20 protein-coding genes are annotated in these 22,748 nt (G+C 69.7%); 3 read left to right on the top strand and 17 right to left on the bottom strand.

Annotated features, from left to right (window positions below; translation table 11 throughout):
* Positions 1 to 7: 7 nt before the first annotated feature.
* The 12 genes from ACFC06_RS22395 to infA all read right to left on the bottom strand — a co-directional run bounded on the left by ACFC06_RS22395 (position 8) and on the right by infA (position 8,700).
* On the bottom strand, positions 8 to 913 hold the full coding sequence (locus ACFC06_RS22395) for a nitrilase-related carbon-nitrogen hydrolase (RefSeq protein WP_375934359.1): 906 nt from the start codon (positions 911 to 913) through the stop codon (positions 8 to 10).
* A gap of 213 nt (positions 914 to 1,126) precedes the next feature.
* Positions 1,127 to 2,101: a helix-turn-helix domain-containing protein gene (locus tag ACFC06_RS22390; RefSeq protein ID WP_375934356.1), complete on the bottom strand. Its 975-nt coding sequence runs from the start codon at positions 2,099 to 2,101 to the stop codon at positions 1,127 to 1,129.
* Positions 2,102 to 2,354: 253 nt separating this feature from the next.
* Positions 2,355 to 3,329 carry an AraC family transcriptional regulator gene (locus ACFC06_RS22385; protein WP_375934353.1) on the bottom strand — a complete coding sequence of 325 codons (975 nt, stop codon included), beginning with the start codon at positions 3,327 to 3,329 and terminating at the stop codon, positions 2,355 to 2,357.
* A gap of 20 nt (positions 3,330 to 3,349) precedes the next feature.
* Entirely contained in the window at positions 3,350 to 3,724 is a 375-nt protein-coding gene (locus tag ACFC06_RS22380; RefSeq protein WP_375935698.1) for an SHOCT domain-containing protein, read from the bottom strand.
* 272 nt (positions 3,725 to 3,996) lie between these two features.
* Positions 3,997 to 4,836: a tRNA pseudouridine(38-40) synthase TruA gene (gene truA / locus ACFC06_RS22375; protein ID WP_375935695.1), complete on the bottom strand. Its 840-nt coding sequence runs from the start codon at positions 4,834 to 4,836 to the stop codon at positions 3,997 to 3,999.
* 75 nt (positions 4,837 to 4,911) lie between these two features.
* On the bottom strand, positions 4,912 to 5,421 hold the full coding sequence (gene rplQ / locus ACFC06_RS22370; protein WP_375934350.1) for a 50S ribosomal protein L17: 510 nt from the start codon (positions 5,419 to 5,421) through the stop codon (positions 4,912 to 4,914).
* Positions 5,422 to 5,465: 44 nt separating this feature from the next.
* The gene (locus ACFC06_RS22365; protein WP_022567324.1) at positions 5,466 to 6,524 is read right to left on the bottom strand and encodes a DNA-directed RNA polymerase subunit alpha; all 1,059 of its coding nucleotides are present in this window, start codon (positions 6,522 to 6,524) and stop codon (positions 5,466 to 5,468) included.
* Positions 6,525 to 6,615: 91 nt separating this feature from the next.
* Complete coding sequence (gene rpsD / locus ACFC06_RS22360) at positions 6,616 to 7,221, bottom strand: 30S ribosomal protein S4 (RefSeq protein WP_019045111.1); 606 nt, start codon at positions 7,219 to 7,221, stop codon at positions 6,616 to 6,618.
* Between the two features lie 22 nt (positions 7,222 to 7,243).
* Positions 7,244 to 7,657, bottom strand: coding sequence for a 30S ribosomal protein S11 (gene rpsK / locus ACFC06_RS22355; RefSeq protein ID WP_019045110.1), 414 nt, complete (start codon positions 7,655 to 7,657; stop codon positions 7,244 to 7,246).
* A 9-nt stretch (positions 7,658 to 7,666) separates the two neighbouring features.
* A complete protein-coding gene (gene rpsM, locus ACFC06_RS22350; RefSeq protein WP_019045109.1) occupies positions 7,667 to 8,038 on the bottom strand; it encodes a 30S ribosomal protein S13 in 372 nt (123 codons plus the stop codon).
* A 178-nt stretch (positions 8,039 to 8,216) separates the two neighbouring features.
* Complete coding sequence (gene rpmJ / locus ACFC06_RS22345; RefSeq protein WP_011207363.1) at positions 8,217 to 8,330, bottom strand: 50S ribosomal protein L36; 114 nt, start codon at positions 8,328 to 8,330, stop codon at positions 8,217 to 8,219.
* A 148-nt stretch (positions 8,331 to 8,478) separates the two neighbouring features.
* A complete protein-coding gene (gene infA / locus ACFC06_RS22340) occupies positions 8,479 to 8,700 on the bottom strand; it encodes a translation initiation factor IF-1 (RefSeq protein ID WP_003418601.1) in 222 nt (73 codons plus the stop codon).
* Between the two features lie 239 nt (positions 8,701 to 8,939).
* Here infA and ACFC06_RS22335 point away from each other — a divergent pair, with 239 nt between their 5' ends.
* The gene (locus ACFC06_RS22335) at positions 8,940 to 13,115 is read left to right on the top strand and encodes an AAA family ATPase (protein WP_375934344.1); all 4,176 of its coding nucleotides are present in this window, start codon (positions 8,940 to 8,942) and stop codon (positions 13,113 to 13,115) included.
* Between the two features lie 16 nt (positions 13,116 to 13,131).
* Here the strand turns inward: ACFC06_RS22335 and ACFC06_RS22330 are convergent, their stop codons facing one another.
* Positions 13,132 to 13,482 carry a DUF4254 domain-containing protein gene (locus ACFC06_RS22330; protein ID WP_375934341.1) on the bottom strand — a complete coding sequence of 117 codons (351 nt, stop codon included), beginning with the start codon at positions 13,480 to 13,482 and terminating at the stop codon, positions 13,132 to 13,134.
* Between the two features lie 323 nt (positions 13,483 to 13,805).
* Between ACFC06_RS22330 and ACFC06_RS22325 the strand changes: the two genes are divergently transcribed.
* Both ACFC06_RS22325 and ACFC06_RS22320 read left to right on the top strand, forming a co-directional pair.
* Positions 13,806 to 14,615, top strand: coding sequence for a GntR family transcriptional regulator (locus ACFC06_RS22325; RefSeq protein ID WP_375934338.1), 810 nt, complete (start codon positions 13,806 to 13,808; stop codon positions 14,613 to 14,615).
* A complete protein-coding gene (locus tag ACFC06_RS22320) occupies positions 14,612 to 15,190 on the top strand; it encodes a GNAT family N-acetyltransferase (RefSeq protein WP_375934335.1) in 579 nt (192 codons plus the stop codon). The genes ACFC06_RS22325 and ACFC06_RS22320 overlap by 4 nt, the downstream gene beginning before the upstream one ends.
* A 28-nt stretch (positions 15,191 to 15,218) precedes the next feature.
* On the opposite strand, the gene ACFC06_RS22315 is transcribed toward ACFC06_RS22320, so the two are convergent.
* The 4 genes from ACFC06_RS22315 to eccD are packed head-to-tail and all read right to left on the bottom strand — an operon-like array spanning position 15,219 to position 22,644.
* A complete protein-coding gene (locus ACFC06_RS22315) occupies positions 15,219 to 15,713 on the bottom strand; it encodes a hypothetical protein (protein ID WP_375934332.1) in 495 nt (164 codons plus the stop codon).
* A gap of 5 nt (positions 15,714 to 15,718) precedes the next feature.
* Positions 15,719 to 19,783 (bottom strand): type VII secretion protein EccCa, encoded by a 4,065-nt coding sequence (gene eccCa, locus ACFC06_RS22310; protein WP_375934329.1) that lies wholly within the window; start codon positions 19,781 to 19,783, stop codon positions 15,719 to 15,721.
* A gap of 6 nt (positions 19,784 to 19,789) precedes the next feature.
* Positions 19,790 to 21,187 (bottom strand): type VII secretion-associated serine protease mycosin, encoded by a 1,398-nt coding sequence (gene mycP / locus ACFC06_RS22305; RefSeq protein WP_375934326.1) that lies wholly within the window; start codon positions 21,185 to 21,187, stop codon positions 19,790 to 19,792.
* Positions 21,184 to 22,644, bottom strand: coding sequence for a type VII secretion integral membrane protein EccD (eccD, locus tag ACFC06_RS22300; protein WP_375934323.1), 1,461 nt, complete (start codon positions 22,642 to 22,644; stop codon positions 21,184 to 21,186). The genes mycP and eccD overlap by 4 nt, the downstream gene beginning before the upstream one ends.
* Positions 22,645 to 22,748 lie beyond the last annotated feature (104 nt).

Genomic DNA, 22,748 nt, shown 5'->3' with positions numbered 1-22,748 from the left:
GAGGCGATCAGGTGTGCGCCGGTTCCCGGCGGGTGATCCGGCCGCTGGGTGTCCGGCAGGAAGCCGGGCGGTCGGAGTAGGGTGCCGGGCGCAGGGAACGGTTGATGTCCAGATCGGCGAAGATCACCCCCTCCTCGCCCTCGCCCAGCGGCGGGGCGAGTTCCAGCCCGCCGGGGCCGAAGATCCGCGAGACGCCACCGCCGCCGTGCAGCAGCCTGCGATCGGGCCTGCGCGCGTCGACCACCTCCCAGCCCGCCACCGGCACCACCGCGACCGGGGCGATCACATGGGTCGCGCCGTCCATGGCGTAGCGCACGCTGGCGGCGGTGTTGAGTTCGGGACCCCACTCCTTGCCCTCGCCGTAGTACACCGTGAAACCCGACCACGCCGCGATGTGGATCTGCTCGCGTTGCTCGTGCATGCGGCCGCGCAGCTCGGAACGCAGGTGGTCGGCGCCGCCGAGCACACCGACGCGGCCGTATTCGGTGTCGCGGATCAGCAGGCCGCCGTCGGACGGGCTGAACACGGTGCGTTCCAGGCCGGTCGGTTCGGCTTTACGGACCACCGCGATGTCACCGTCGCCGTCGATCAGCGCCTGCGCCATGAATACCTCACGCCCGGCGCGTTCGGCGAAACCGATCGAGACGTGAATGCCTTTCCGGCGCGCGGCGTATCCGATCGCGCGAAGTTCCGGGCCGTCGGCGGTGAGCGCGTTGGACAGATACCGGGACAGGAACTCCTCACCCCAGTCGACCGAGTTCAGCCACATCCACCACGGAAATCCGGGCAGGAATGTCTCCGGAAAGGCCACCAATCGCGCACCCCCGTCGGCGGCCGCATCGATGTATTCGATGGCCTGCTCGACCCCGGCAGACAAGTTCAACCACTTCGGCTCGGCTTGCACCGCAGCCACGCGTACTCGGCTCATCCGTGACCCCTGTCGCTCATCCCTGAAAAGTGTTCGATTCACTCTCTCTCAGATAGGCGCGCACCAAACTGTCATACCGTGCCAGGCGACTGACCGTCCGTGCCAACCCGGCGAAATGCGACTGTCGAGAATTCGGCACGTCAACAGTATTCGCCCTGATCGTATTCCGGGCAATCTCCGGTAATTCGCCGCGTGTGCTCAGGCGGTCACGCCGCGCAGCCGGCCGCCTCCCGGCGCCGCGGCCGCGAGCATCCGGTACTCCCCCGGCGTCATCCCCATCTCCAGCCGGAACGCCCGGAAGAAGTGCCGCTCGGAGGCGAATCCCGCCGACAGCGCGACCGAGGAGGCCGGGCGGGCGGGATCGCGGGTGAGCAGCGCGCGGGCACCGTCCACCCGCATCCGCCGCAGCACGGCGCTGAGGCTCTCGCCCACGTCGTCGAAGAGGCGGTAGAGGGTGCGGCGCGAGACCAGGCAGGACCGGGCGATCTCGTCGACGGTCAGCGCCGGATCGGCGCAGCGGCTGCGCATGAACGACAGCACCTGCTCACGGGTGAGCGCCTGCGCGGGCTGGCCGGTCGGCAGGTCACCCACCGCCAGGCGCACCGCCGAGGACAGCAGGCCGACCGCGTTGCCCGCCAGCACCGCGGCCTGACCGGGAGCCTCACCCTGGATCCGGGCGAGATCGCGGAAGAACCCGGCCACCACGCCGCCCGCGCTGTCGGCGGCCACCCGCACCGCGGTGGGCAGATGCGCGCGATCGGTGCCGAACTGCTCCTCGACCACGGTCATCGGCAACCGGATGACCACCTGCGCCCAGTCCGCGGCCGTGAGGTCCCACTGGTAGGGCCGGGAGGTGTCGTAGAAGACCATGTCACCGGGGGTGACCTCGGCGACGCGACCGTCCTGGTGCAGCGAACCGACCCCCTCGGTCAGGATCGAGACCAGCAGGAACTCGTCGTCGGAGCGCCCGATACAGCGCGGGGTGCGGCGGACGAACTGGCCGCTCGACCCCAGCGTGGACAGGTCGAAATCCGGCATGCTCGCGCGGTCGATCCAACCGTGGAAGCCCCCCTGACGGTCGGCGTCCACGGCCAGCGGCACATAACTCGCCGAGAGCATCGACTCCCACTGCGCGAAAGATTCGTTCGCGACGCGAGGCCCCGACGACACCACGCCAACCACCTCGCTCCCCAATCCGAATCGATCAGCAAACAATGGGCGTCGCCCGGAAACCGGGACGCTCCTGGCCGCTGAGCCTGCCAGATGATCCAGCCCCTTTCCACCGAAACCGATTCATCCGTCGTCGCGGCGCCGACCCGAAGATTCGACTAGCACGACCTATTGCAGGTGATATCCATTGGGAGAACAGCACATTCGACAACCACGACGTGAGGCAGATCACTCCGGGCGAGCGCGCAATACCGCTTCACGCGGCCGCGCCACCATCACGAGCAACAATCCGGTATTCGCCCGGGGTCATGCCGGTGGCGGCGCGGAAGACCCGGTAGAACTGCCGCTCGGTGCCGAAGCCGGACGCGGTCGCCACGGCCGCGATCGAGGAGACCTCCCCCGCTGCCAGCAGCGTCCGGGCCCGCTCCACCCGCAGCCGGCGCACCAGCGCCCCCAGTCCGCCGTCGAGGTCGTCGACGAGCCGGTACAGCGTGCGCCGCGAGACCCGGCATCCCGTCGCGATCCGCTCCACCGAGAGGCCGGGGTCGGTGAAGTGGGCGTGCACGAAGTCCAGCACCTGCTGACGGGTCACCGCCTCGGCCTGGGCGCGGCCCGGTTCCCGGCCGGCCGCGATGGTGGCGGCCGCGCCGAGCAGATCGATCCCGGCGGCGGCGAGCACCGCGGCCGCGGCGGGATCGGTGGCGTGCAGGTCGGCGACGCGGCGGAAGAACCTGGCCAGCGTGAACCCCACCTCGCCGCCGCCGATCACCCGCCCGGCGGGCAGGGCCTCGGCGCGCACCCCGAGGAAATCCACCACCCGCTGGCGGGGCACCCGGATCGTCAGGTCCTCGATCGGGCCGTCCGAGCGCCAGCTGATGGGCTGGGTGGTGTCGTAGAAGACCATCGCGCCCGGGGTGAGCTCGACCCGGTGGCCCGCGTGCTCCACCTGGGCCGAGCCGCCGAGCACGACACTGCCGATGACATGGAATTCCCCGGCCCTGGCGATGTGACGGCGATGCCGCCGCAGCTCGTGCCCTTCGACCGCCACCGTCCCGATGGCCACCTCGCCGAAATCGGCCGATCTGATCCGCCCCGCGAACGGGCGCGGCACCGTCGGCGCGATCGCCACCTCGGTGAGCGCGCCGGTGACCAGATGTTCCCAGTACCCGAACGCGTCCGGCGCCGCGATCTGCCCGGTCGAGCAGACCTCGGGGAATCCCTCGAACGCCATGGCGAGATCATGGCACGAACTCAGCCCAGCGCCTTCGCCTTCAGCCGATCGAATTCGTCCTGGGAGATGGCACCGGTGTCGAGCAGTTTCTTGGCATCGGCGATCTGCGCGGCCGGGCTGGTGCCCGCGGTCTCGCGAATGTAGTGATCCTGCGCGGCCTTCACCTGTTTCGCCTCGACCTCGGCGCGCTCGGCCATACCGCCACCGCGCACGATCAGATACACCAGCGCGGTGAGCAACGGCAGGATGAACAGGAACACCACCCAGATCGCCTTCACCCAGCCGGAGGTCTTCTTGTCCCGAAAAAGGTCGGAAATGATCATGAAGAGCAGCAGCAGATACGCCACGAATGCGAAGCTCATGATGATGAGCCAGACAACGTCCCAGAACGACATGGTGTTCCCCTGAATCGTTTTATCCGGCAATGATTTCCCGGGCGATTGCCGATGCACCCGCCTTCGAATGCCGAAGTTAGCACCGAATTGTTATTGCGACCAAGGAGAACCGCCGTAACGGCTCCCACCTGCGGAAGCAATTCATCGCCAGCGTTAGCCGACGGTTTGCGAAACCCAGCGGAACTGCGCGGCGTGTCTCGAAGCCGCATCGATATCGGGGTGTGCCTGGCCCCTACCGGGTCGGCGGCGCACAATGCGGCGCCCGCGGGAACTCAGTCGCCGCAGCAGCCCTCGCCCGTCGCGGGCACGGTGCGCACCTCGCGGGTCTCGGCGTTGCGGGCGGCCAGGTCGGCGTCGGCGGGATAGTCGACCGCGACCAGGCTCAGGCCGTGCGCGGGCGCCACGGTCACCGAGCTCGACCGCTCGGTCTCGGCCAGCAGGCCGCCCACCCACTCCGGTGTGCGCCTGCCCTCGCCGACGGCCAGCACCGCGCCGACCAGGCTGCGCACCATCGACCAGCAGAACGCGTCGGCGCTGACGTAGGCGCTCAGCAGCTCGCCCTCGCGCACCCAGTCGAAACGCTGCAGTTCGCGCACGGTCGTGGCGCCCTCGCGACGGCGGCAGAAGGCGGCGAAGTCGTGCAGGCCGAGCAGGTGCCGCGAGGCCGCGCGCATGGCGTCGAGGTCGACGCCGGGCTTGCAGGCCACGACGCTGCGGGCGCGCAGCGGGTCGGCGCCGTAGGGGGCGGTGGTCAGCCGGTAGACGTAGTGGCGGCGCATCGCCGAGAAGCGCGCGTCGAACTCGGCGGGCGCGGGGCGCGCGTCGGTGATGCGCACGTCCTTGGGCAGGAAGCGGGCCATCCGGTGCAGGAGCTTGGGGGCGTCGAGTTCGGCGGTGGTGTCGAAATGCGCGACCTGGCCCTCGGCGTGCACGCCTGCGTCGGTGCGCCCGGCGACGGTGAGCTGGATCGGCTCCCGGAAGACCTTCGACAGCGAGTCCTCCAGCACGCCCTGCACCGTACGCAGGCCCGGCTGACGCGCCCAGCCGGTGAAATCGGTGCCGTCGTAACTGATCCCCAGACGCACCCGGGTCGTCTCGCCGGTCTCCTGCATCGCTTCCTCTCCCACGAAAAGAACCGAGCCCGCCACCCACGCGGGGTGACGGGCTCGGCCGGAACTACCTGGGAATCAGGCGTCCTTCTTGTCCTCGGCGGCCTCATCGGCGGCCGGAGCCTCGGCGACGACCTCTTCGGTCTTCTCCTCGGCGACCTCGGCGGCGGGCGCCTCGGTCTTCTGCGAAGCGGCGACGCGACGGGCCCGGTCGGCCTCGTTGGTCACGGTCTTCTCGCGGACGAGCTCGATGACGGCCATCGGCGCGTTGTCACCCTTGCGCGGCAGCGCCTTGGTGATGCGGGTGTAGCCACCCTCGCGACCCTCGAACGAGGGGCCGATCTCCGCGAACAGCGCGTGCACGATGTCCTTGTTGCGGATGACCTTCATGACCTCGCGACGGTCGGCCAGGGTGCCGCCCTTCGCCTTGGTGATGAGCTTCTCGGCGTAGGGGCGAACCGCCTTGGCCTTCGACTCGGTGGTCGTGATCCGACCGTGCTCGAAAAGCGCCGTGGCCAGGTTGGCGAAGATCGCCTTCTGGTGCGACGCCGACCCGCCGAAGCGAGCACCCTTCTTGGGCTTGGGCATTGGATTCTCCTTGGGAAAGGTCTACCGGGGTGCCCCCCGATGACCTAGAGCTGTTCGGTCTCGGCGTAGTCCTGCTCGCCGCCGTCGGTGTCACTGAAAGTGCCGGAATCGCTCCAGGTGCCGGTGCTCGCGTCGTAACCCACCACGGAGGACGGGTCGAACGAAGCGGGCGAGTCCTTCAGCGAGAGGCCGAGCGCGTGCAGCTTGACCTTCACCTCGTCGATGGACTTCTGGCCGAAGTTGCGGATGTCCAGCAGGTCCGACTCGGTGCGGGCCACGAGCTCGCCCACCGTGTGCACACCCTCGCGCTTGAGGCAGTTGTAGGACCGGACGGTGAGGTCCAGGTCCTCGATCGGCAGACCGAAGGAGGCGATGTGATCCGCCTCGGCCGGGCTGGGGCCGATCTCGATGCCCTCGGCTTCGACGTTGAGCTCACGGGCCAGCCCGAAGAGCTCGACCAGGGTCTTACCGGCCGAAGCCAGCGCGTCCCGGGCCGTGATGGAGTTCTTGGTCTCCACGTCGAGGATGAGACGGTCGAAGTCGGTGCGCTGCTCGACACGGGTGGCCTCGACCTTGTAGGTCACCTTGAGCACCGGGGAGTAGATCGAATCCACCGGGATCCGGCCGATTTCCGCACCGGTCGCCTTGTTCTGCACGGCGGGCACGTAACCGCGGCCCCGCTCGACGACGAGCTCGATCTCGAGCTTGCCCTTGTCGTTCAGGGTGGCGATGTGCATGTCCGGGTTGTGCACGACGACGCCGGCCGGCGGGACGATGTCACCGGCGGTGACGGTGCCCGGGCCCTGCTTACGCACGTACATGGTGACCGGCTCGTCCTCTTCGGAGGACACGACCAGACCCTTGAGGTTCAGGATGATGTCGGTGACGTCTTCCTTCACACCGGGAACGGTGGTGAACTCGTGCAGGACACCGTCGATGCGGATGCTCGTGACCGCGGCCCCCGGGATGGAGGACAGCAGGGTACGACGCAGCGAGTTGCCGAGGGTGTAACCGAAGCCCGGCTCGAGGGGTTCGATGGTGAACTTCGAGCGGTTCTCCGCCACAACCTCTTCGGTCAGTGTCGGACGCTGGGAAATCAGCATGAGGATCTACTTCCTGTTCAGGGCATCCGCTATTTGATGCCTCGTCAGTGAGTGCGGGGGTCGCCGTGTGCGCGACCCCCACCAAAAGCGCTTACTTCGAGTAGTACTCGACGATGAGCTGTTCCTGCAGCGGCACATCGATCTGCGCGCGCTCGGGCAGCTGGTGCACCAGGATGCGCAGACGGCCGGGGACGACCTGCAGCCAACCCGGGACCGGACGGTCGCCGACGGTCTCGCGCGCCACCTGGAACGGCAGCGTCGGCAGCGACTTCTCCTTGACATCGATGATGTCGTACTGGGAGACCTGGTAGCTCGGGACGTTCACCTTGACGCCGTTGACCACGAAGTGGCCGTGGCTGACGAGCTGACGAGCCTGACGACGGGTGCGCGCCAGACCGGCGCGGTACACGACGTTGTCCAGACGCGACTCGAGCAGACGCAGCAGGTTGTCGCCGGTCTTGCCCTTGAGGCGGTTGGCCTCTTCGTAGTAGCGACGGAACTGCTTCTCCATGACGCCGTAGGAGAAGCGAGCCTTCTGCTTCTCCTGCAGCTGCATGAGGTACTCGGATTCCTTGATCCGCGCGCGGCCGTGCTGGCCGGGCGGGTAAGGACGACGCTCGAACGCCTGGTCGCCTCCGACGAGGTCGACGCGCAGACGACGCGACTTGCGGGTGATGGGGCCTGTATAACGAGCCATTTTTTAGCTGTTTCCTTTCCCGCTAGACGCGACGGCGCTTGGGCGGCCGGCAGCCGTTGTGGGGCTGGGGGGTGACATCGGAGATCGAGCCGACCTCGAGGCCAGCGGCCTGAAGCGAACGGATCGCGGTCTCGCGGCCCGAACCCGGGCCCTTCACGAACACGTCGACCTTCTTGACGCCGTTCTCCTGCGCCTTGCGGGCAGCGTTCTCGGCAGCGAGCTGCGCGGCGAACGGGGTGCTCTTACGCGAACCCTTGAAACCGACGTGGCCCGACGACGCCCACGAGATGACATTGCCCTCGGGGTCGGTGATCGAGACGATCGTGTTGTTGAACGTGCTCTTGATGTGCGCGTGGCCGTGCGGGATGTTCTTCTTATCCCGGCGACGCGACTTCTGAGTCTTCTTCGGGCCAGCGGCCCGGCTCTTCGGAGGCATACGCTATCCCTACTTCTTCTTGCCGGCGACGGTCTTCTTCGGACCCTTACGCGTACGCGCGTTGGTCTTGGTGCGCTGACCACGAACGGGCAGGCCACGACGGTGGCGGATGCCCTGGTAGCAGCCGATCTCGATCTTGCGGCGAATATCGGCCTGGACCTCGCGGCGCAGGTCACCTTCGACCTTGAACTCCGACGCCTCGATGTAGTCGCGGAGCTTGGTCAGGTCGTCGTCGCTGAGATCCTTCGAGCGCAGGTCCGGGCTGACGCCGGTCTGAGCCAGGATCTCGGTGGCGCGGGTGCGCCCGATTCCGAAAATGTAGGTCAACGCGATCTCCATGCGCTTTTCGCGCGGGAGATCGACGCCCATCAGACGTGCCATGTGGCAGGTTCCTTCTGGTTGCGGAGGTCTGCTCCCTGTCCGTCCCCCCGTCTTTCAGGTGGGGGCACCGGCCTCCGTACCGGTGGTTGGCGCGCACAAGTACGTGCGTGCTGGAGCTGGGAGTTCTTCTTTTTCGGTCAGTCCGATCAGACGATCGGTGCCCGGCGGTGCTGCTGGATCAGCCCTGGCGCTGCTTGTGGCGCAGGTTGTCGCAGATCACCATGACCCGGCCGTGACGGCGGATCACCTTGCACTTCTCGCAGATCTTCTTGACGCTCGGCTGAACCTTCACGTCCGTCCAATCTTTTCTTGGTCCACAAGGTCTGTGAACACAGTTTTTCCCCAGCCGACGACTGGGGAAGTCTTGTAGCGCGCTCCGGCCGGGGCCGGAACACCAGGCGACGCCGCGTGCCGGTCAGGCTCGCGGCGTCGAGCAGGTCTCACTTGTAGCGGTAGACAATCCGGCCGCGTGAGAGGTCGTAGGGCGACAGCTCGACGACCACGCGGTCCTCCGGAAGGATACGAATGTAGTGCTGCCGCATCTTTCCGCTGATGTGCGCGAGAACCTTGTGACCGTTCTCGAGCTCGATCCGGAACATCGCATTGGGCAGCGGCTCGACAACTCGACCCTCGACCTCGATGGCCCCGTCTTTCTTCGCCATATCCTCCGCGATCCCGGTTATGCTTCTAACCTGAGTTTGGATTGCCTCGTAGCTGCTCGCTGACACGCGAGCAGTCGGCGCATGGGTGCACCGCCGCTCAAGCTTACCGGGCCGGGTGTCCAGAGGCAAAAAGGCCCCGCCCGTACCGCCCGCCACGGCCGCGGAGTTGTCGCGTAAACTCGGCGCCGTCCAGATGTGGGTCGAGCAGATCGGGGGACCCTGGTGAGCGAGGCGCGCCGGTGAGCCGCAACAACGACAGTCTCCCCATGTTGCCGCCGTGGCTGTCGGAGAGCGACGTCACACAGGTCGGTTACGAGGCTCCGGTCGAGAACCTGCCCCAGGACGATCTGATCGACGAGGCACCCAAACGCCGCCGCTTCATGAGCCGCGGCGACGATTCGGGCCGCAAGGACAAGCGCCGCCGTCGCAAGGACCGCGAAGCCGAGGACGTCGCCCCCGAGCCCACCCAGGGTCAACAGGGCTGGTCCGACCACGCTCAGCCGTCCCCCGCCACCCAGAACCAGGCTGCCCCGCCGCAGTCCGGCACCCAGGACCCCACATCGGGCTCCCCCACGCCGAACCAGCAGGGCTGGACCGCCAACCCACTCGACCCGAACGAACAGCCCCCTTTCCAGGGCTCCGCGCACCCGACCCCCGGGCCGTCCACCGGCCAGGCACCCTGGGCCACCGACCAGCCTTCCCCTGCCACCCCGGACCAGGCACCCTGGAACACCGGCCAACCGCCGACCGGCGGCACCCCCGGCACCCCGACCCAAGCGCCGTGGAGCACCGGCCAGCCCTCGCCGCCCAGCGCCGCCGACCAGGCACCGTGGAGCACTGGCCAGCCCCCTACCGGTGCCGCGCCGAGCACCGCGAACAGCTCTGCCACAGCCGACCGAGCACCGTGGAGCACCGGCCAGTCGACCCCGGCACCGGGGCCGGATGCCGCCGATCAAGCGCCCTGGAACGCAGGCCAGCCCCCGATCGGTACGGCTCCGAGCACACCCGGTGTCACCCCGGCTGACCAGGCGCCGTGGAACACGGGCCAGCCCCCTACCGGCGGCGCGCCGAGCACACCCGGCGTTACCTCGGCTGATCAGGCGCCCTGGAACAACGGCCAGCCAGCCCCGGGTCCGAATTCCGCCGACCAGGCGCCCTGGAACACAGGCCAGCCTCCTACCGGTGGCGCGCCGAGCACAGTGCCCGGTGTGAACCCCGCCGACCAGGTGCCGTGGAGCACAGGTCAGTCGTCGGCCCCGGCGCCCGGACCCGACTCAGGTAATCAGGCACCGTGGAACACCGGCCAGCCCTCAGCAGCGACCTCGGCGCCGGAATCCGCGGCGGCCGCGCAGTCGGGTCTGCCGACGCGCACCCCGGCCCCGCCGTCGAACGGCTTCACTCCCCTGGGCCCGTCCGCCCAGCGTCAGCGCCCGGACCTGCCACCACCACCGCCGCTCCCGGACCCGCCGGCCCCTCGCCCCACCGAGGCCCCACCGCGCCTCACGGCCCCCGCCACCTCGCCTCAGCCGTCCACCGGCTCGACGAGCGGCGCGCCCGCCACCGACTCGGCACCACCCGTAGCCCCGTCTGCCACAGCGGCGACCGGTGGCGAGGCCACACCACTCGGCCCCGACCACTCTGCTGCCGCCAGCACCGCACCGAACAGCACTGCCACAGCGCCCGCTGACACCCGCACCCCTGGCCCGACGAGTTCCGGTCCCGCTCCGCAGCGCCTGACGGACCCCTCGGCCACACCCGAGTCCTCCCCCCGCGTCGCCGCCGCCGAAGCGGCACTGGCCGCCGCCGCCCAGGCACCCCAACGCCTCACCGACCCGTCGGCCCCCGCCGAGTCCTCCCCCCGCGTCGCCGCAGCCGAAGCAGCTCTCGCCGCCGCGGCCCAGGCACCCCAGCCGACCAGCGACCCGTCTCCCGCTCCGGAGTCGAGCCCGCACATCGCGGCGGCCGAAGCAGCACTGGCGGCCGCAGCTCAGGCGGCTCAGCAGACCGACGACCCGTCGAACACCGCTGAATCCAGCCCCCTTACCGCCGCATCCGAAACCACACAGTCGGCCACGGCCCAGGCCCCCCAGCGACTGACCGCCCCGTCGGTTCCCTCGAACACCGATTCCTCTGCTCCCACCGAATCGGCTTCCTCGGTCCCGGCGGAATCGTCCCCCCGCATCGCCGCGGCCGAAGCCGCCCTGGCCGCCGCGGCTGAAGCTGGTCAGCAGACCGGCGACCCGGCGCCCACCCGCGAGACCAACCCGCACATCGCCACCGCCGAAGCCGCGTTGGCGGCCGCAGCCGCAGCTGGACAGCGGACCGGCGAATCCTCGCCCACCCGCGAGTCCAACCCGCACATCGCCACTGCCGAAGCCGCCCTCGCAGCAGCGGCGGCAGCCGGACAGCGGACCGACGATTCCTCCGCCAACCGCGAGACCAACCCGCACATCGCGACCGCCGAAGCCGCTCTCGCAGCGGCAGCGGCGGCCGGGCAGCGGACCGGTGATCCGTCGGCCGCGCGTGAGGCCAACCCGCACATCGCCATTGCCGAGGCGGCTCTCGCGGCCGCGGCGGCGGCTGGTCAGCGGGCCGCTTCCGCTGACCGGGGCACCGATGGCGTCGCGGTCGACGATGCGGAAGAGGCCGGGCGGGCGCCGCGGCGGCTCGGCGATCCGGCGGCCGGGCGGCACAGCGCCGGGGATTCCGGTCGGGAGGAGGGCGTGTCCGGTTCGCGGGTTCCGGCAGGGCCCACGCAGTCGGCGAACGCGTTCCGGCAGGCGGGGGCCGATGTGCCCGACCCGGTCACCTCACCCGCCGACACCAAGGCCACCGAGGTGCACCCGACGGCATCGGCCGGCCAGCGCCACGCCGACCCGGAACAGATCGGCGCCGGGCAGCCATCGGGCGCACCCGCGCGACCCGCCGACGCACAGCTGCCGCACCAGCACTCCCCCTACAGCTCCGCTCCGCAGCGCGCACCCGGTCCCGACGAGCAGTCGCCGTACGCTTCGGGCCAGGCTCCCGCGGCTTACGCTGCGACGCAATACAACTCGATCCCGGGCGACCCCACGCACGACGTGCAGGCCTCGCCGGACGCGCAGACCCAGATGTTCCGCACCGAGGACGCGCGCGTGCAGCCGAGCCAGGCACCGGCCGGCGATGCCCCGCCGTGGCAGGGCGGGCCCGGACAGCAGGGCCAGGCTCCGCAATCCGACTACAGCGCAAACGGTTACGCCCAGGGCGCGGTCCAGCAGAACTACAACGGCGCACCCCAGCCGTTGCAGGGTCAGCAGGCGCCGGGCGAGCACGCTCCCCAGCAGTACCCGAACGGCGCACCCCAGCAGGCCCCGGACGGCGGTCGAGCCCCGTATCAGGGCTACCCGCCCAACAATCAGGCCCAGCCCCACCAGCAGGCCCCGCAGCAGTACCAGCAGCCGGGTCAGCACCAGCAGGGCTGGGGCGGCAACCCGCAGCAGCCGGGTTTCCAGGCCCCGTCCCTGGACAATGTCCCGGTCAAGCGGGCGAAGAAGGCGCCGGGCAGTGGCTGGCGCAAAGCGGTGCACCATGTTTCGGGTGGTGCGATCAACCCGGGCATGTCCGCCGAGGAGTTGCGTCTGCAGGAACTGGTGGCGCGCATCCGCCAGCCCGTGCGCGGTGACTACCGGATCGCGGTGCTCTCGCTCAAGGGCGGTGTCGGCAAGACGACGACCACCACCGGCCTCGGCTCGATCTTCGCCTCCATCCGCGGTGACCGGGTGATCGCCGTCGACGCCAACCCCGACTTCGGCACCCTGTCGCAGCGCGTGGCCCTGCAGACCCGCTCGACCGTGCGCGATCTGCTGCTCGATCCCTCGATCGAGCGCTACTCCGATGTCCGCAGGCACACCTCGCAGAGTTCGAGCCGCCTGGAAGTGCTTGCCAGCGAACGAGATCCGGCCGCGTCGGAGTCGTTCAACGACGAGGAGTACCGGGCGGTCGCGCGCATCCTGCAGCGCTTCTACAACATCATCCTCACCGACTGCGGCACCGGTCTGATGCACTCGGCGATGACCGGTGTGCTGGATCTGGCGCACTCGCTGGTGCTGATCTCCTCGGCCGCGATCGACGGCGCACGCAGCGCCGCGGCGACGCTGGACTGGCTGTCGCTGCACGGTCACGACCATCTGGTGCGCAATGCGGTGGTGGTGATCAACCTGCCGCGTGAGGGTTCACCGAATGTCGGCGTGCAGCAGCTGCGCGAGTACTTCCTGTCGCGCTGCCGGGCCGTGCACATCATCCCGTTCGACGAGCACCTGTCCGAGGGCGCCGAGATCGATCTGCACCGCCTGCACAAGACCACCAAGCGCGCCTACGTGGAGCTGGCGGCGACCGTGGCCGACGAGTTCGGCGTCAGTCACCACCGCTTCGGCTGACACCCAGGCTGCCGGACTACCACTCCGGCAGCCTGCGCTTGCCGGCCAGTACGTCGCGGACCAGGTCGTCGTAGGCGTCGGCCAGTTCGGCCAGGTGGTGCCAGGCCGAGTGCAGCAGCTCGTCGTGGGCGGCCAGGGTCATCAGCGCGTGGTGCGCGCGCACCGAGGACTCGGCCAGCCGGTCGATGACCGCGCCGATGGTCTCGGTGTGCAGGGTGGCGCCGAGCCGGTGCTGCGGAACACCACGCAGCACCCAGTCATCGATCGCCAGGACCAATTCGCTTCGGCGGCAGTCGATCTCACGCATGACCAGCGGATCGGTGTCGACGAAGCCACCCCGGCCGACGACCCGTTTCTCGTGCAGCACAGCAAGATCGCGCGCGAACCACAGCAACGGTCCACCGACCACTCGATGTCCGCGACACGCCCGGACGAGGAGATCGGAGAGTGGGAGCAGACCGGCACTCGCCGGCGGCCCGGCGGTATCGACACACCGGAGTGTGTCGGGGAAAGCCATTACGACCGTAGAACTCTCCGAACCAGCCACGTTGCCTCGCCGTCATCGCCGCACAGCACCGGATCAGGACGTTCATTACAATAAACCTCGCAAGCTTCCTGTCAAGCATTACTCGGCCGTAGGTAACCCAGACGAGTACACTTCGTTACCTGCACGACCTACCGAGGAGCACGATGGCGGACGGTCCTACCTACCTCCGGATCGCGAACCTCCTCCGCGAGGAGATCCGCGCGGGCACGTGGAAACCGGGCGACCGGCTGCCCAGCCATTCCGAACTCGCCGAGCAGATGCAGGTCTCGATCACCACCGCGCGCAACGCGATTCAGGTGCTGGTCGCCGAAAACCTCGTCTACACAGCGACTTCCCGCGGCACGATCGTGCGAAACCAGGAAGTGCTCGAATCCGTGGTCACCGACCACATCCGGCGCGACCGGCCCAAGTCCTCGCACGACATCTTCTCCGAGATCGCGCGCGCGGCCAACCGGGAACCGTCCAAGGAGTTCAGTACCCGGATGGAGCCGGCCGACGCGCAGGTGGCGCAGTGGCTCGGCGTCCCGGTGGACTCGTGGGTACTCGCCCGCACCGTAGTACAACACCTCGATAACGAACCGTGGTCGTGGGAGGTGAGTTTCTACCCACGCGATCTGGCCGAGGCGGCCGGTCTCGATTCCCCGCGCGACATCCCCGAGGGCACCACCCGCCGCCTGGCCGACCGCGGGTACGGCGAGACCGCGCATCGCGACACGGTGCTGGCCCGCCCGGCGACCGCGGAGGAGGCCGCGGTGCTCGGTGTCGCCACCGGCACGGTCCTGCTCGATCACCTGCGTATCGGCGCCAACCACGAGCGGGTCACCCGGGCGACCCGGCATCGTTCCCAGGCGGGCCGCAACCGGCTGGCCTACCAACTCGGCGACGCGGCGGGCACCGACGTCATCGCCAGGACCCTCGGCATCGCACCCGGGCCTGCCGTCGCCCTGCCATGACCGTGGGCATTCGCCCGGCCATCCTGGGCGACCTGCCGCTGATCTGCCGCCTGCGCGTGCAACGCACCGCCTGGCTCACCGCCCGCGGCTCGGACCAGTGGACGGTCGCGGGCCGCGGCCGCCCGATCGAGATCTTCGCGGGTGCGGTGGGCCGTTCCCTGGACGCCGGTGAGACCTGGATCGCCGAGGTCGACGGCGAACCGGCGGGCACCATCACCGTCAACCACCGCGCCGACCCCGACCTCTGGTCATCGTGGGAACTGGCCGAATCGGTGATCGTGCATTTCATGATCGTCGACCTGCGTTTCGCGGGCCGCCGGGTCGGTCACCACATGCTCGCCCACGCCGCCCACCTCGCCGCCCGCCAGCGCCGCCCCTGGGTCCGCCTCGACGCCTGGACCACCAACACCGAACTCCACGACTACTACCGCCGAGCCGGTTTCGTCCTGGCCCGCATCGCAGGCCCCATCGCCAGCGGCCCCTCCAAAGCCCTCTTCGAACGCCCCACCACCACCTGGCCACCCCACCGCGCCACGCTCCCCCACGCCGTCCCCGTCACGACCCTGCGCGACTGACGCCCCGAACCGGCCGCGCCCGGAGGAATCAGTGGAATCCGGCCTCGGCGAAGCTGCACCCACCACGCTCGGCATGCGAAAGTACCTGACCGGGAACCAATGCCGGTGCCCGGCGGAAGTATTGACGGAATCCCGGTGCGTAGAACTTCAGCTCGAACGCATGCCCCTCGATACGCCAGAACGAGAACCCGCGCGATACGCCATCAGGTGTCTCCCGGTGCAGGTCGGCGATCTCCAGACAGAGGGACCGCGCACGGAAGTCGAGGTCCCCGGCGAGGTCCCAGACCTCGTCGAACACGAGCGTCACCGGCGCCACCCAGAAGGAGAAGTAGACCGCGGGTGGAACCGGGTGGACCCAGCGGACGATGTAGTCGAGGTCGAGGACCAGCCGTGGCAGGACACCCTCGCCCGGCTGGACGCACAGGGCGTGGACGGTGGCGTCGTGCCAGCCCATCGACTCGAAGTCGTCGTCGGTCCACACGCTTTTGACCAGGCCCGACTCCGGGTGGATTTCCTCCTGCACCGCTGCTAGACCGGGGGGAGGTCGGCGATGTGGACGAGTTCGATGCCCTGGCTGCGGGAGACGAGGGTGCCGCGGCCGGGGGGCATCTTGCTCGGACGGACGTCGCCGATGAGTTTGCCCTCGTCGCGGGAGCCGCTCATGATCAGGGTCTGGACCGAGAGGTTCTTCATGGCGCCCAGGATCGGATCGTAGAGGGCGCGGGAGGCGCCGCCGATGCGACGGGTGACCACCAGGTGCAGGCCGATGTCGCGGGCCTGCGGGAGGTATTCGAGCAGCGGGGCGAAGGGGTTGCCGGAGCCGGTGACGACCATGTCGTAGTCGTCGACCACCACGTAGATCTCCGGGCCGGTCCACCAGCTGCGGTCGCGCAACTGCTGCTGGGTGATGTCGGCGCCGGGGATGCGCTTGGCCAGGTAGGCGGCGACCTCGGCGATCATCGGCCCGCAGGTCTGCGAGGAGGTGGAGTAGCCGGCGAGCTGGTCGCCTTCGAGGACGCCGAGCATGGTGCGCCGGTAGTCGATCAGGATGACCCTGGCCTCCGACGCGGTGGACTGTTCGGCGATGCTCATGACGATATTGCGCAGCAGCGTGGTCTTGCCGCATTCCACGTCGGCGAAGGCCATGAAGTGCGGTTCGAGGCCGAAATCCAGGACCAGCGGCTGCAATTCGGATTCGCCGAGACCGACGACGACCTTGGTGCGGTCCAGCGTCACACCCTGCTGACGCGCCGCGTCGAGCACCTGCTCGCGCGGGAAGCTCAGCGGCAGCATGCGCACCTCGGGCGCGCGCCTGCCCGGATACAGCGCGATCAGTTCCTCCCTGGCCCGGCTGACACCGTCGGCGATGGTGGACGGATCGGAGTCGGAGTCCAGGCGCGGCAACGCGATCAGCATGTGCAGCTGCTCGGGGGTGAGACCGCGGCCGGGCCTGCCGACCGGAACCTGGTGCGCGGTACGGCGATTCATCTCCGAATCGCCGGGGTCACCGAGGCGCAGTTCGAGGCGGGTGCCGATCTGGTCCTTGACGATGGGGCGGATCTCGGCCCAGCGCGAGGCACCGAGCATCAGGTGCACACCGAAGGACAGGCCCTGGGTGGCGATGGCGTTGATCAGCGGTTCCAGCATGTCGAACTCTTCGCGGATCGCGCCCCAGCCGTCGATCACCAGGAAGACGTCACCGAACTGGTCGGCCGCGAGCGGGTCGCCCGGCGCGGCGGTGGTGCCGTTGATCTGGCGGGCCTCGAGCGCGGAGAACTTGCGTCTGCGGAACTCGGCCATCGACTCGATGCCCAGCTCGGCGAAGCGTTCCTCGCGCTGACGCATGAGGGTGGTGAGTTCGGCGATAGTGCGCCGCACCCGGTCGCCGTCGAGCCGGCCCGCGACCGAACCGACGTGCGGGATGCCTGCCAGACCGGCCATGCTGCCGCCACCGAAGTCCAGGCAGTAGAACTGCACCTGTTCGGGGGTGTGGGTGGCGGCCGCGGCCAGGATGATGGTGCGCAGCGTGGTCGACTTGCCCGACTGCGGACCGCCGACGACAGCCACATTGCCCTGCGCGCCTGCCAGATTGATGGTGAGCACGTCACGCCGCTGCTCGTAGGGCTTGTCGATGACGCCGATCGGCATCCACAGCTGCCCGTGCCGGTTGACCGGCGAACGCCAGTCGGGATCGGGCAGGAGCATGTCGGCGGTGGGCGATTCCTCCAGCGGCGGCAGCCACACCTCGTGGGCGGGCCTGCCGTGCCCGGTCAGCCGCTTGACCACCACGTCCAGCAGCGAGTCCGGGATGCCCTCCTCGGCGACCGGGCCGCTGGGCGGCGGCGGGGGCAGTTCGGGCCTGCCGCGCAGGATCGGGTCCTGCTCGGCGGCAACCTCTTCCGGCTCGGCCACCTCGACCGGTGCGGCGGTGAACACCACCGGCCGCTGGCCGCCGACGGGTGCGCCGTCGTCGTCGACGACCGTGCCGACCGGCGCCACATACGGGCCGGACACATAGCTGGCGTTGAACCGGAGTGGCTCGGAGGCATCGCTTTTCAGGTAGCCCGCGCCGGGGACGCTGGGCAGGTGATAGGCATCGGTGATACCGAGGACCGCGCGGGATTCGTTGGCGGAGAACGTGCGCAGGCCGATCCGGTAGGACAGGTGTGACTCGAGGCCACGCAGTTTGTTCTCCTCGAGGCGCTGCGAGGCCAGCAGCAGGTGCACGTGCAGCGAGCGGCCAAGGCGGCCGATCATCACGAACAGTTCGGCGAAATCGGGCTTCTGCGAGAGCAGTTCGGAGAACTCGTCGACCACCACGAACAGCGCGGGCAGCGGATCGAGCGGCACGCCCGCGGCCCTGGCCTTCTCGTAGTCGGTGACATTGGCGTAGTTGCCCGCCGAGCGCAGCAGTTCCTGGCGGCGGTTCATCTCACCGGCCAGCGCGTCCTTCATGCGGTCGACCAGCGAGAGTTCGTCCTCGAGGTTGGTGATCACGGCCGCGACGTGCGGCAGCGAGTCCAGGCCGAGGAAGGTCGCGCCACCCTTGAAGTCGACGAGCACCAGATTGAGCGCGTCGGGTGAGTGCGTGGTCACCAGCGAGAGCACCAGGGTGCGCAGGAATTCCGACTTGCCGGAACCGGTGGCGCCGATGCACAGGCCGTGCGGGCCCATGCCGTTCTCGGCGGATTCCTTGATGTCGATCTCGACGGGGGTGCCGTCGGGCGTGATGCCGATGGGCACCCGCAGCCGCTCGCGCGCGGTGCGCGGGCGCCACACCCGGGCCGGGTCGATCTGGGCGGCGTCGGGGATGCGCAGCAGTGCCATCAGCCCCGGGTCGCTGGTGGTGCCCTCCCCCAGGCTGACGATCTGGGCGGCGGTGGCCAGCCGGTAGCGGGCCAGCGCACGGGCGAAGGACTCCGCCTCGGCGGGGCTCACCTCGTCGGCGGTGGCGAAGCGTTCCACCCCGGCCGCGCTGCGCGCCGAGACCGCGCCGTCGCCGACCACGAGTTGCAGGCCGCGCCGGGCGGCCAGGCCGTTCTCGGGGGCGGTGAGGTCGAGCACGGTGACCGAGTCGAGCCCGGATTCGCTGATGATGCGTTCGTTGCCGCTGATGTAGCCGTCGTCGATCACCACCACCACGTGCAACCGGCCCTGGGTGGGCTGCGGATTGCGCATGAACCGGCCGCGTTCCATCAGCTCGGCCTGCAACGCGGATTCGAATTCGCCGAGCGAGGTGTACATCATCCTGGCCGAGCCGAGACCGTCGCGCACCGACGGATGCTGCACGTGCGGCAGCCATTTCGCCCAGGACCAGTGCGTGTCCGGGTCGGCGCAGACGATGGCGACGGCGAGGTGGTCGGGGCCGTGGAAGGTGGTGAGTTCCATGAGCATCGCGCGCACCAGTTCGCGGCCCTCGTCGAGGTCGCCGCCGATATTGATGGCGGGGAACGCGCGCAGCGAGACGGCGGTGGGCAGCCCGTGCACCACCGAGTGGGTGCGCACGAACCGGCGCAGGGCCACCGTCGAGACGGGTTCGAGGTCTTCGAGCGGGCCGGTCTCGGGCCGGGCCAGCTTGGTGGCCAGGCGATGACTGCCCACGCCGACCCGCACGTGGCCGAAATCCGGGTCGGCCGGACGGCGCTCCCACATCCGCCTGCTGCCGATCAGCGAGGGCAGGTCGGCCGGTTCCGGATGACTCCAGCCCAGCGTCTCGAGCTGCTTGATCCCGGTGCCGCGCACGTCTTTGCGCACCTGATCGAGATAGCGGAAGTAGTCCTTGCGTTCCTCGTTGAGCTCGACCGCGCGCTTGGGGCCACCGCCGCGCATGCCCGCCATCATGCCCACCATCGACATGAGCATCATCATCGGGAACATCATCATCATCGGATTGGCCAGCAGATTGCGGCCCATCGAGACCATCATCGCGATCATGCCGACCACCGCGACCACCATGATCACCGGCATCAGCTTCATCATCAGCGGCGAGGGGATGGCGCGCTGGATCTCCGGCGGCGGGGTGAGCGCGACTTCACCACCCGGCGCGCGCGGCGGCGCGATCCGGGGACGGCGGACGAAACCTTCGGTGGCCATCGCTCCCTACTCCTCGAATTCCTGATTGAGATCGGCGCGGCGCCCCCGGAACGGGAAGCCGAAGGCGGCGCCGATACCCAGCGCGGCCAGCAGCGTCAGCGAGCCGGCGATCGCGATCCGGCGCGGACGCGGGTCGGGTTCCGGTGCCGCGTAAGGCGTCTCGATCGGATGACCCACATCCGCGCCCCGGCTCGGTGGTTGCTCGGCCAGTGGCGCGGTGAGCGCGGCCAGCGGGTCGATCAGGCCCGCGCCGATGGCGTCGTCACGGCCGCGGCCCGGCGCGTGCGCGGTGCGGGTGATCCGGTCGATCACCTGCTGGGCGGACAGTTCCGGGAACCGGGAACGCACCAACGCGGCCAGGCCGGCCACATACGGTGCGGCGAAACTGGTTCCGTCGACGGGCTGCACGCCGTCCATGGTCTGCACGCCGTCGACCAGGCCCGTGCCGCCGGGCTTGCTGTCGAGCGAGACGATATCGCGCCCGATCGCGGCGGCCCCGAGCCACGGCCCGCGCAGCGACAGCGCTGAGGGCTTGCCGTCGGCGTCGACCGAGCCGACCGCGAGCACGTACGGGGTGAACCAGGCGGGTGAGGGAATGGTGGTCACCGAACTCCAGCCGGTGCCCTCGTTCTGGTTCTGGCAGGGCCCGCCCTGTTCCACATTGCCCGCCGCCGCCACGACCACCACATCGCGGTCGTAGGCGTATTTCACGGCGGCGCCGAGCGACCCGTCGGCGGTGTCGGAACCGGCCGCGGTGCAGGCGACTTCGGAGATGTTGATGACGGTGGCGCCCAGGTCGACGGCGCGGACCACGGCGGCGGCGAGGGTGAGCACGCTGCCGTAACCGTCGTTGCGCAGCTCGCCGGACCGGTCGGGCTGCCGGTCCTTGGTGTCGTAGGCGAGGCTGAGCTGACGGATGGTCAGGATCTCCGCCTCGGGGGCGACGCCGACGAACGCATCGTCAGGTGACGGTCGCGCGGCGATGATCCCGGCCACCAGCGTGCCGTGGCCGTCGCAGTCGACGGTGCCGTCGGAATCGCTGACGTAGTCGCCGCCCGCCTGCAGCGCGGGCAGGCGCGGATGCCGGTTGACGCCGGTGTCGATCACCGCCACCTTCTGGCCCGCGCCCCGGCTGAACTGCCAGGCCGAGGGCAGGTCGAGCACCCGCTGCGCCATCGGCGGTTCACTCGGCGCGCTGCCGCGCAGCACCGGTTCGGCGCAGAGTTCACGCTGTTCGGTGGGCTCGAGCGGGGCGGGTCGGCCGCTCAGTGCCAGCGCGGCCTCCAGGGCGACAGGGTCGATGCTCGGTGGGGCGACGGCATTCGCGGGTGCCGGGAATCCGGCGGCCGCGCCGAGCACGGTCGCCGCGCAGGTCAGCCGCAGCAGCAGGGACAGCCGGGTCATATGTTGCGAGCGGTCGAGTACACATCCATGACCCACAGCGCGAGCGGGATCATCGTGATGATCAGCAGGTACTCGACGATCTCGATCATCCGCCTGGTCACCGGGGTCACCTCGACGTGCGGGCCGATCACCCCGAACACGATCACCGCGCCCGCGGTCGCCAGCAGCAGCGCCACCGCGGCGAAGTGCAGCGAGTCGTGGCCGAGCCCGAGGCCGGTGAGCAGGGCGAGCACGGTGAGCGCACCGGCGGTGATCAGCGTGGCGGCCTGGACCAGGTCGGCGTAGGAGCGTCCGCGCAGGCACAGCACGCTCGCCGCGACGACGGCCAGCGCGACCCCGCCGGAGTGGAAGGTGCCCAGCGGGTCGGCCGCGCCGACGGCGCCGACCAGCGCGGCCAGGGCGCAGGCGATCACCAGCCCGGTCTGGATCTGGTTGGCGACGCGGGCGCGTTCGCCCAGGCCCGCGGCCGAGGGCAGGGCGATGGCGCCGATCGCGCCGATGCCCTCGATGGTCGGGCGCTGTTCGTGGTCGGCCGGGTCGATCGCGCCGCCCGCGGTGGGCACCGGCGGGATCGGCAGCCGCGCCGCCACCGCCGCCAGCCGCGGCACCGACGAGAGCAGGATCACCGCGGCCACCAGCACCCCGGCGAACAGCTTGGCCAGCCCCGGATGCCAGAGCAGATAGATCAATCCGGTGACCGCGCCGAACACGCTCAGCGTGATCGCCGCGGCGAAGAGCCCGGCGCCGACCGCGGTGATCCGGTAACCGAGCACCCCGGCCACCAGCAGCACCACACTGCCCAGCAGCACCTGGCCCGCGCCGAGCGGGCCGGGCACGATCAGCGCGCCACCGCCGAACAGCAGCAGCAGCGCGTCGAGCGAAAGCCAGTGCGCGGTGACCGGATCGGTGAACTTGCGCGCGGCGATCCCGGCCGCGGCCATGGCCGCGATCCCGGTGCCGAGCAGCGCGAAGGCGGGGACGAGCGGGTCGCCGCTCGAGCGTGAGACCCCGAGCAGCACGAGTGCGGCGAGGATGGCGACGGTGGCCAGCACCAGGCCGGTCCAGCGGGCGGCCGAGCCCGACCAGCCCCGGAATTCGCCTGCGGTGAGCCGGGATACGGCGTCGATGACATCGTCGAACAGCGCGGGTGACTCCTTGCGGGTCACCGGGCTCAGCACCAGCAGTTCGCCGTCGTAGACCTCGGCCTCGGTGAGCGTGCGGCTCGGCGCGAGCGGGTCCTGGCCGAGCCGGGCCAGGGTCCAGTGCTGGGCGCGCACGGGCGCGGAGTCCTCGTCGCCGTCGGGCAGACGCGGGTTGCGCGAGCGGATCAGGGCGACCAGATCGCCGATGAATCCGGCGATCGGCACGGTGGCGGGAAGACCGATGTCGAGCTGCGTATCACCCCCGATCACCGAAACTCGGCACAGCTCGGGCTCATTGCCTAACAACGTCGACACCAGTGATGAACTCTCAGTTGTAGCTGACTACTTCCGTTGCGACCACACGGCAGCGTTACCTAATCTAACGGACAGGGCAAACCGGCGCGATCGAAGTCTGAGCC

Origin of the sequence: Nocardia sp. NPDC056064 (assembly GCF_042266925.1) — a bacterium.
Classification (GTDB): Bacteria; Actinomycetota; Actinomycetes; order Mycobacteriales; family Mycobacteriaceae; genus Nocardia.
Note: the sequence above shows the minus strand (reverse complement) of the source record. Positions and strands in the feature narration are given on the sequence as shown.

Coding starts and splice junctions, on each gene's coding strand:
- truA (WP_375935695.1), bottom strand. CDS start 4,836: ATGCAGGAGACCGGCGAGACGACCCGGGTGCGTCTGGGGATCAGTTAC.
- ACFC06_RS22320 (WP_375934335.1), top strand. CDS start 14,612: ATGACCGTGGGCATTCGCCCGGCCATCCTGGGCGACCTGCCGCTGATC.
- rpsK (WP_019045110.1), bottom strand. CDS start 7,657: ATGCCTCCGAAGAGCCGGGCCGCTGGCCCGAAGAAGACTCAGAAGTCG.
- ACFC06_RS22365 (WP_022567324.1), bottom strand. CDS start 6,524: ATGCTGATTTCCCAGCGTCCGACACTGACCGAAGAGGTTGTGGCGGAG.
- rpsM (WP_019045109.1), bottom strand. CDS start 8,038: ATGGCACGTCTGATGGGCGTCGATCTCCCGCGCGAAAAGCGCATGGAG.
- mycP (WP_375934326.1), bottom strand. CDS start 21,187: ATGACCCGGCTGTCCCTGCTGCTGCGGCTGACCTGCGCGGCGACCGTG.
- rplQ (WP_375934350.1), bottom strand. CDS start 5,421: ATGCCCAAGCCCAAGAAGGGTGCTCGCTTCGGCGGGTCGGCGTCGCAC.
- ACFC06_RS22380 (WP_375935698.1), bottom strand. CDS start 3,724: ATGTCGTTCTGGGACGTTGTCTGGCTCATCATCATGAGCTTCGCATTC.
- eccCa (WP_375934329.1), bottom strand. CDS start 19,783: ATGGCCACCGAAGGTTTCGTCCGCCGTCCCCGGATCGCGCCGCCGCGC.
- infA (WP_003418601.1), bottom strand. CDS start 8,700: ATGGCGAAGAAAGACGGGGCCATCGAGGTCGAGGGTCGAGTTGTCGAG.
- ACFC06_RS22385 (WP_375934353.1), bottom strand. CDS start 3,329: ATGGCGTTCGAGGGATTCCCCGAGGTCTGCTCGACCGGGCAGATCGCG.
- rpsD (WP_019045111.1), bottom strand. CDS start 7,221: ATGGCTCGTTATACAGGCCCCATCACCCGCAAGTCGCGTCGTCTGCGC.
- ACFC06_RS22325 (WP_375934338.1), top strand. CDS start 13,806: ATGGCGGACGGTCCTACCTACCTCCGGATCGCGAACCTCCTCCGCGAG.